Below are 6,264 nucleotides of genomic sequence, written 5' to 3'. Positions count from 1 at the left end.
CCACGAAGTAAATAATAAAAACCTGCAAGATGATATTTCATATTTTAATGTAGCTGAAAGAACATACACAAAAAAACAAACGCCGGAAGAAATAAGTTTTATTAAATTTCTTTTACCGCACAGAGCAAAATTTGTTCCGGGTAAATAAAAAATCGTTCGCTTTAATGCTAAGTATCCCATATAACAAACCATACATAACCGGTAACGAATTTCAATATATTGAAAGTGCCATTGCAAACCGCCACCTTTCAGGCAATGGCAAATACACCAATCTTTGTCAGCAGTTTTTTAAAGAAAAATATGGCTTTAAAAAATGCCTGCTTACCACATCATGCACCGATGCACTGGAAATGTGTGCCATACTTTTAAATATACAATCCGGCGATGAAGTAATAATGCCATCTTTTACTTTTGTTTCTACAGCCAATGCATTTATTTTAAGAGGAGCTAAAATTGTTTTAGCGGATACAAATTCAGATAACCCAAATATTGATGAGAATAGTTTAGAAAAACTAATTACAAGAAATACTAAAGCAATTGTGGTGGTACACTATGCTGGTATAGCATGCAATATGGATTCAATAATGGCCATTGCCAGTAAACATAATGTATTTGTGGTGGAGGATGCAGCACAGGCAGTAGATAGTTTTTTTTTAAATAACGATAATGAAAAGCAACCACTTGGCAGTATCGGGCATTTGGCCGCATTCTCTTTTCACGAATCAAAAAATATACAATGCGGAGAAGGCGGGATGCTGGTAGTTAACGACAAAAGATTTATTGAACGAGCAGAAATAATTTGGGAAAAAGGAACCAACAGGGCTGCATTTTTCAGGGGAGAAGTAGATAAATATAATTGGGTAGATGTAGGATCTTCTTTTCTGCCATCTGAAATAACTGCAGCTTTTTTATATGCACAGTTGCAGGCTCTGGATGAGATACAGAAAATCCGTAAGGAAAAATGGCAGTTGTATTATGACGGATTATTGCCATTGCAGGAAAAACAAAAATTAATGCTGCCCTATGTTCCTCCATACTCAACCAACAATGCTCATATATTTTATGTAGTATGTAAAAATTTGCAACAGAGGGATGAGTTGATTTTCTTTTTAAAAGAAAAAGGAATTCAGTCAATGTTTCATTATCCGGGATTGCATTTAAGCCCTTTTTATTTAAGCAGTCATAGTAAAGCAGAAGTATTGGTAAACACAGAAAAATTTTCTGATTGTTTATTACGACTGCCATTGTATGTTGAATTGGAAAAAGAAAAAATAAATTTTATTATCAGTTTAATTGAGGAATTTTTCCAGTAAAAATGGGTTAATGAAAAATAATTCTGTTATAAACCGCTGGTATTTTCATTTAATTATTTTAGTTACAGCAGGTGCGGCTATTTTTTTAGCAGTAAAAAATTTATTCTTTTTTGACGAAGATATATTTGTTGCCGGCACTAATAGTTTTATGCAGGATGTATGGCAACGGTCATTTATTGTTAAACTTACTTTTATTGCAGATAGTTTTATTAGTGGTAAAAATGCCGCAGGTTATCATTACACCAATCTTGTTTTGCATCTTGTAAATGCTTCGCTTGCTTTGTTAGTTATTAAAGAGTTACTTAAATTGTTGGTAAATTATTTAAATCAGTTTCAGTTAACCATTATTCCTTTTATCTTTCTTATACTTTTTTTAATCACACCAGTTCACAGCGAACCGCTTGCTTACATTTTGGCAAGGGGTGGTACAGTTGTTAGTTTAATTTGCCTTATATCAATTTTACTTTTTTTAAAAGCTGCACAAAAAAATAAAATATTTATTTTTTTAAGTTTGTTAAGTTTTTTACTGGCGCTGTTTTCTTACGAAATAAGCTGGATGCTCCCTTTCATAATTTTAAGTATAATTATTTTTACGGTTTATTTAAAAGGAGAATCTGTAAAAAATAAAATATGGTTAGTTGTTCCTTATTTTTTAGTATTCGCCGCCTGGTTCCTTATTAAAATTGTTATCATCAATAAAATGGTGGTATCAGATTATAAAGATGATGAGCTGTTTAGTATAAGTTTTACGGCATTAGTTAAAAAAAGTACCATTCTGTTCCTGCGCAATTTTATTCCCCCATTTAAAAATACCGTTGTGTTTGCAGCAGCAGGTATTGGATTTGTTATTTTTCTTTTTTCTGGTTTAGTTATTGTATTTAAACAGCACAGGAAAATATTTTATTTTTTAGTATTGTTACTAGTTAATACTTTTTTTGGTTTTGCTGCAGCAGTGGTATTTGGTATAGATTCTCATGACTCAGAATCAGAAAGGTATATTTATTTTTCGTCCGTTTTTGCACTCATGTCGCTAGCTGTTTTATTAGTGATGCTGATCAAAAATAAATTTATCCTTCTAACAGCGGTTGGTATGTTATGCAGCTTTTATGCATGTTCTCTTTTTAAAACTATAAATTATTATAAAGCTGCAGGCAACTTTTCAAAAAAATATTTACAAACAATTGATAAAAAAATTAAAACCGGCGATACTCTTTTATTTGTAAATATGCCATCGCAATTTAATGGAGCGCTTATGTTCAGGGCAAAAAGCAGGATGGCGGGTAATAGTAACGATAAGGTTAGTGTTATGCAGGAATATTTAAGCTGTCTCTATGCTAAAAATATATACTGCATTACGCTTTCTGCTAAAGAATTAACCAGCGTTCCAAAAAATTTAATATTGTATGAAAAGCCTGTAGATAATGTTGCAATCTATTTTCCCCGGGTAAAATTCAACAAAGCAAATTTTGAAATTAGTGCAGAAGAAAATAATAAATATTCTTTTAAAGAAAATAACACTGTTGTAATTGCATTAAAAGATAGTGCAGTATATATTTTTAGATAACTGCTTTTTGCTGCAGCATCCGCTGCACATATTTTCCCAGCATATCAAATTCAATATTAACCCCATCACCTTTTTTTAATACATTAATATTGGTATGCTTATAAGTATATGGAATTACTGCCACACTAAAACTATTAATACCCACATTAAAAAGGGTGAGGCTGATGCCATTTAAAGTAATAGAGCCTTTTTCTATAATTAATGCACTAAATTTTTCCGGAAAAGTAAAACTGTATTCCCAGCTGCCATCTTTTTCAATAACTGCAATGCATTCAGCCGTCACATCCACATGGCCCTGTACAATGTGACCATCTAAGCGGCCATTCAATTGCATGCATCTTTCTAAGTTTACAATTGAACCCAGCTGCCAGGTGCCTAAATTGGTTTTTAAAAGGGTTTCTTCTATAGCAGTAACACGGTGCATACCGTTTTTAATTTCCTCTACGGTTAAGCAAACACCATTGTGGCTGAGGCTTTGGTCAATTTTTAATTCGCCTGATAAGGGAGAAGTTATCCAAAATGTTTTATTGGTGCCGTTACTTTGTAGCTCCTTTATAACTCCGGTATTTTCAATTATTCCTGTAAACATGCCCCAAATTTCGGAATTTGTTACAATCTTTCCATTTTTTAAATAATTCTGTTATCTTTGCGCCCTTGCTTTATTAAAAGCAGTATTTAAATCACCTAAAGGAGGTATATATTATATGTTAATTATTGATTCAAAAGATTGCGAAAACATCGACAAAGCGCTTAAGAAGTACAAAAAGAAATTTGAAAAAAGTAAAATTTTATTACAGTTAAGAGACAGGCAGGCTTTTACCAAGCCATCTGTTCGCCGTCGTAAAGAGGTTTTAAAGGCAATTTACAAAGATCAGGTTACTGCAGGTAAATTCGATTAAGAACATTCAGCGTAAATATATTCAACTGATATCCGGTTATTGTAACTTCGGGTATCAGTTTTTTTATGCCCACAACTATCCCCAAAGCGTTACAACATTTTGCAGAGTATCTTAAGTTTCAAAAAAGGTATTCGCAACACACTATCATATCTTACCAAACCGACCTGGTTGCTTTTTTTGATTTTATTGAGCTCACGTTTGGCAACACAGCTTTGCCTGATATAAAAGCAACATTTATCCGTACCTGGCTGGCTAAATTAAAAGAGGAGGGAATGGAAGCAAAATCCATCAACCGTAAAATATCCACACTAAAATCTTTTTTCAAGTACCAGTTAAAAGAAGAGAGTATAACTGTTAGCCCCATGGGTACTATTGTTTCTCTAAAGCTTAATAAAAGATTGCCTCAATTTGTAGAGAAGGAAGATATCAATACATTGTTTTCTTATGTAGAGTTTCCTGATGACTGGCAGGGAAAAACAGACAGGATTTTACTGCAGTTATTATACAACACCGGCATACGGCAGGCCGAGCTGGTTTCATTAAAAGAAAGCCAGGTTGATGCTTACAAAAACTCAATAAAGGTATTAGGCAAGGGCAATAAAGAAAGGATAATTCCGGTAAGCAATGAGTTAATGGGCTTCTTAAAAGATTATGTTGCTGAAAAGAGAAAGACCTTTGAAAAATATGATGCAGATATATTGCTGATAAATGAAAAAGGCAAAAAACTATATCCAAAGTATGTGTACAATGCGGTAAAAAAATACCTGAGTAAAATTACAACAATAAGTAAAAAAAGCCCCCATGTGCTGCGCCATACATTTGCCACTCATTTAATGAATAATGGAGCCGATTTAAATGCAGTAAAAGAATTGCTGGGCCACAGCAGCCTTGCAGCTACACAAATTTATACACATAACTCTATAGAAAAGTTAAAAGACATTCATAAAAAAGCGCACCCAAAGGCATAGCATTTTGTATATATGTTACAGTTTTCAAAACATTAAAAAATTTATAAGCCATCCATAAAATTTTATTTTGTAAAGAACGTTTCAAATGGTAACTTTAATAAGCAAAAGAAAAACCCCTGATAACCTCAAAAGATTGCCTATGTATTAAGTGTACCTAAACAAGTTCTTTCACATAATTTTTCACAGATTAAAATCAGAAGTATGAACGTAAACATTCAAACTGTGCATTTTGACGCAGACTCCAAGCTGGTATCTTACATCGAAAAAAAGGTTACTAAATTAACCCAGTTTCACGATAGAATTACCAAAGTAGATGTGTATTTAAAATTAGATAACGTAGTGCACAACATTAAAGACAAGATAGCAGAAATTAAAGTTCACATTCCACGTTGTGAATTTTTTGTAAAACAATCATCTAAATCATTTGAAGAAAGTTTTGACACCGCATTAGATTCAGTAATCACTCAAATAAAAAGAAAAAAAGATAAACAGGCAGCATAAAAAAACATCATCAAAATAACCACATCCCGCCACACGGCGGGATTTTTTGTTTTAGTTTATCAACATTTTGTAAATCAGTACTAAAAAATTCCTTTTCAAACTTTTTGTATTAACCATTTTCTCTTACCTTTGCCTTCCGAAAAAAATAGGGCTGCTTTAGTGTGGACTAAATTCTGGAAAAAATTCTTGTAATAAGCCGAAGTAGCTCAGTTGGTAGAGCAGCTGATTTGTAATCAGCAGGTCGGGGGTTCGACTCCCTTCTTCGGCTCTGATTAGTTGATTTGTTTATTAGTTGAATAGTTGATTGGAGAATATTGACCTAATAAACAAATTAACCAATTAACTAGAAAGGGCAGATGGCCGAGTGGTTAAAGGCGACAGACTGTAAATCTGTTCTCTCCGGAGTACGTAGGTTCGAAACCTACTCTGCCCACAATGCAAACAAGCAATTGGCAATATGCAAATTGTTTATTGCAATAGTTCTTTGTTTTAAATATGGTAATTGCTTATTGCAAATTGCCTGTTGATTACCAGCGGAAGTAGCTCATTTGGTAGAGCGGTAGCCTTCCAAGCTTCAGGTGGCCGGTTCGAGCCCGGTCTTCCGCTCTTTTGAGTTGATAGAAGTTAGATGATAGTTGTTAGCTATGGCCTGTCATCTAACACCCATCAACTGTCAACTCCTAAGCAAGCCGTCGTAGCTCAGGGGTAGAGCACTTCCTTGGTAGGGAAGGGGTCGTGAGTTCGATTCTCACTGATGGCTCTAAATAAATATAATGTCCTCAATACCCTTTAGGGAATGGGGGTAAAATAAAAAGTCCACGGTTTACAGACTTTAAATGAAAACCAATTTTCAAAACAAATATTAAAATTTAAACAATGGCAAAAGAATCTTTCAAAAGGGATAAACCCCATTTAAACGTTGGTACTATTGGTCACGTGGATCACGGTAAAACAACACTTACAGCCGCTATAACCGATGTTTTGTCAAAAAGAGGTTTAGCGGAGAAAAAAAATTACGA

Annotated in this window: 7 protein-coding genes and 4 tRNA genes; 10 read left to right on the top strand and 1 reads right to left on the bottom strand. The window is 33.7% G+C overall.

The features are described from left to right. Window positions 1–164 precede the first annotated feature (164 nt). Window positions 165–1,313 (top strand): dTDP-4-amino-4,6-dideoxygalactose transaminase, encoded by a 1,149-nt coding sequence (rffA, locus tag ACY65O_RS21060; RefSeq protein WP_462222827.1) that lies wholly within the window; start codon window positions 165–167, stop codon window positions 1,311–1,313. A gap of 10 nt (window positions 1,314–1,323) precedes the next feature. After that, the gene (locus tag ACY65O_RS21055; protein ID WP_462222826.1) at window positions 1,324–2,877 is read left to right on the top strand and encodes a hypothetical protein; all 1,554 of its coding nucleotides are present in this window, start codon (window positions 1,324–1,326) and stop codon (window positions 2,875–2,877) included. Here the strand turns inward: ACY65O_RS21055 and ACY65O_RS21050 are convergent. After that, a complete protein-coding gene (locus ACY65O_RS21050; RefSeq protein ID WP_462222825.1) occupies window positions 2,870–3,466 on the bottom strand; it encodes a riboflavin synthase in 597 nt (198 codons plus the stop codon). The two genes, ACY65O_RS21055 and ACY65O_RS21050, sit on opposite strands and share 8 nt — an antisense overlap. Window positions 3,467–3,581: 115 nt before the next feature. Here ACY65O_RS21050 and rpsU point away from each other — a divergent pair, with 115 nt between their 5' ends. From rpsU to ACY65O_RS21010, 8 genes are all read left to right on the top strand, one after another. Further along, a complete protein-coding gene (rpsU, locus tag ACY65O_RS21045; protein WP_430986878.1) occupies window positions 3,582–3,776 on the top strand; it encodes a 30S ribosomal protein S21 in 195 nt (64 codons plus the stop codon). A 65-nt stretch (window positions 3,777–3,841) separates the two neighbouring features. Then, entirely contained in the window at window positions 3,842–4,744 is a 903-nt protein-coding gene (locus tag ACY65O_RS21040) for a tyrosine-type recombinase/integrase (RefSeq protein WP_462222824.1), read from the top strand. A gap of 201 nt (window positions 4,745–4,945) precedes the next feature. After that, complete coding sequence (locus tag ACY65O_RS21035; RefSeq protein ID WP_462222823.1) at window positions 4,946–5,245, top strand: HPF/RaiA family ribosome-associated protein; 300 nt, start codon at window positions 4,946–4,948, stop codon at window positions 5,243–5,245. Between the two features lie 195 nt (window positions 5,246–5,440). Beyond that, window positions 5,441–5,513: transfer RNA gene (locus tag ACY65O_RS21030), tRNA-Thr, on the top strand. Window positions 5,514–5,595: 82 nt separating this feature from the next. Beyond that, window positions 5,596–5,678: transfer RNA gene (locus ACY65O_RS21025), tRNA-Tyr, on the top strand. A 100-nt stretch (window positions 5,679–5,778) separates the two neighbouring features. Next, window positions 5,779–5,851: transfer RNA gene (locus ACY65O_RS21020), tRNA-Gly, on the top strand. An 82-nt stretch (window positions 5,852–5,933) separates the two neighbouring features. Beyond that, window positions 5,934–6,005: transfer RNA gene (locus tag ACY65O_RS21015), tRNA-Thr, on the top strand. A 116-nt stretch (window positions 6,006–6,121) separates the two neighbouring features. Further along, on the top strand, window positions 6,122–6,264 hold a 143-nt coding region (locus ACY65O_RS21010; RefSeq protein WP_462222828.1), incomplete at its 3' end, for a GTP-binding protein.

Origin of the sequence: Ferruginibacter sp. (genome assembly GCF_031430955.1) — a bacterium.
Classification (GTDB): Bacteria; Bacteroidota; Bacteroidia; order Chitinophagales; family Chitinophagaceae; genus Ferruginibacter.
This window is presented reverse-complemented; position numbering and strand designations above follow the sequence as displayed.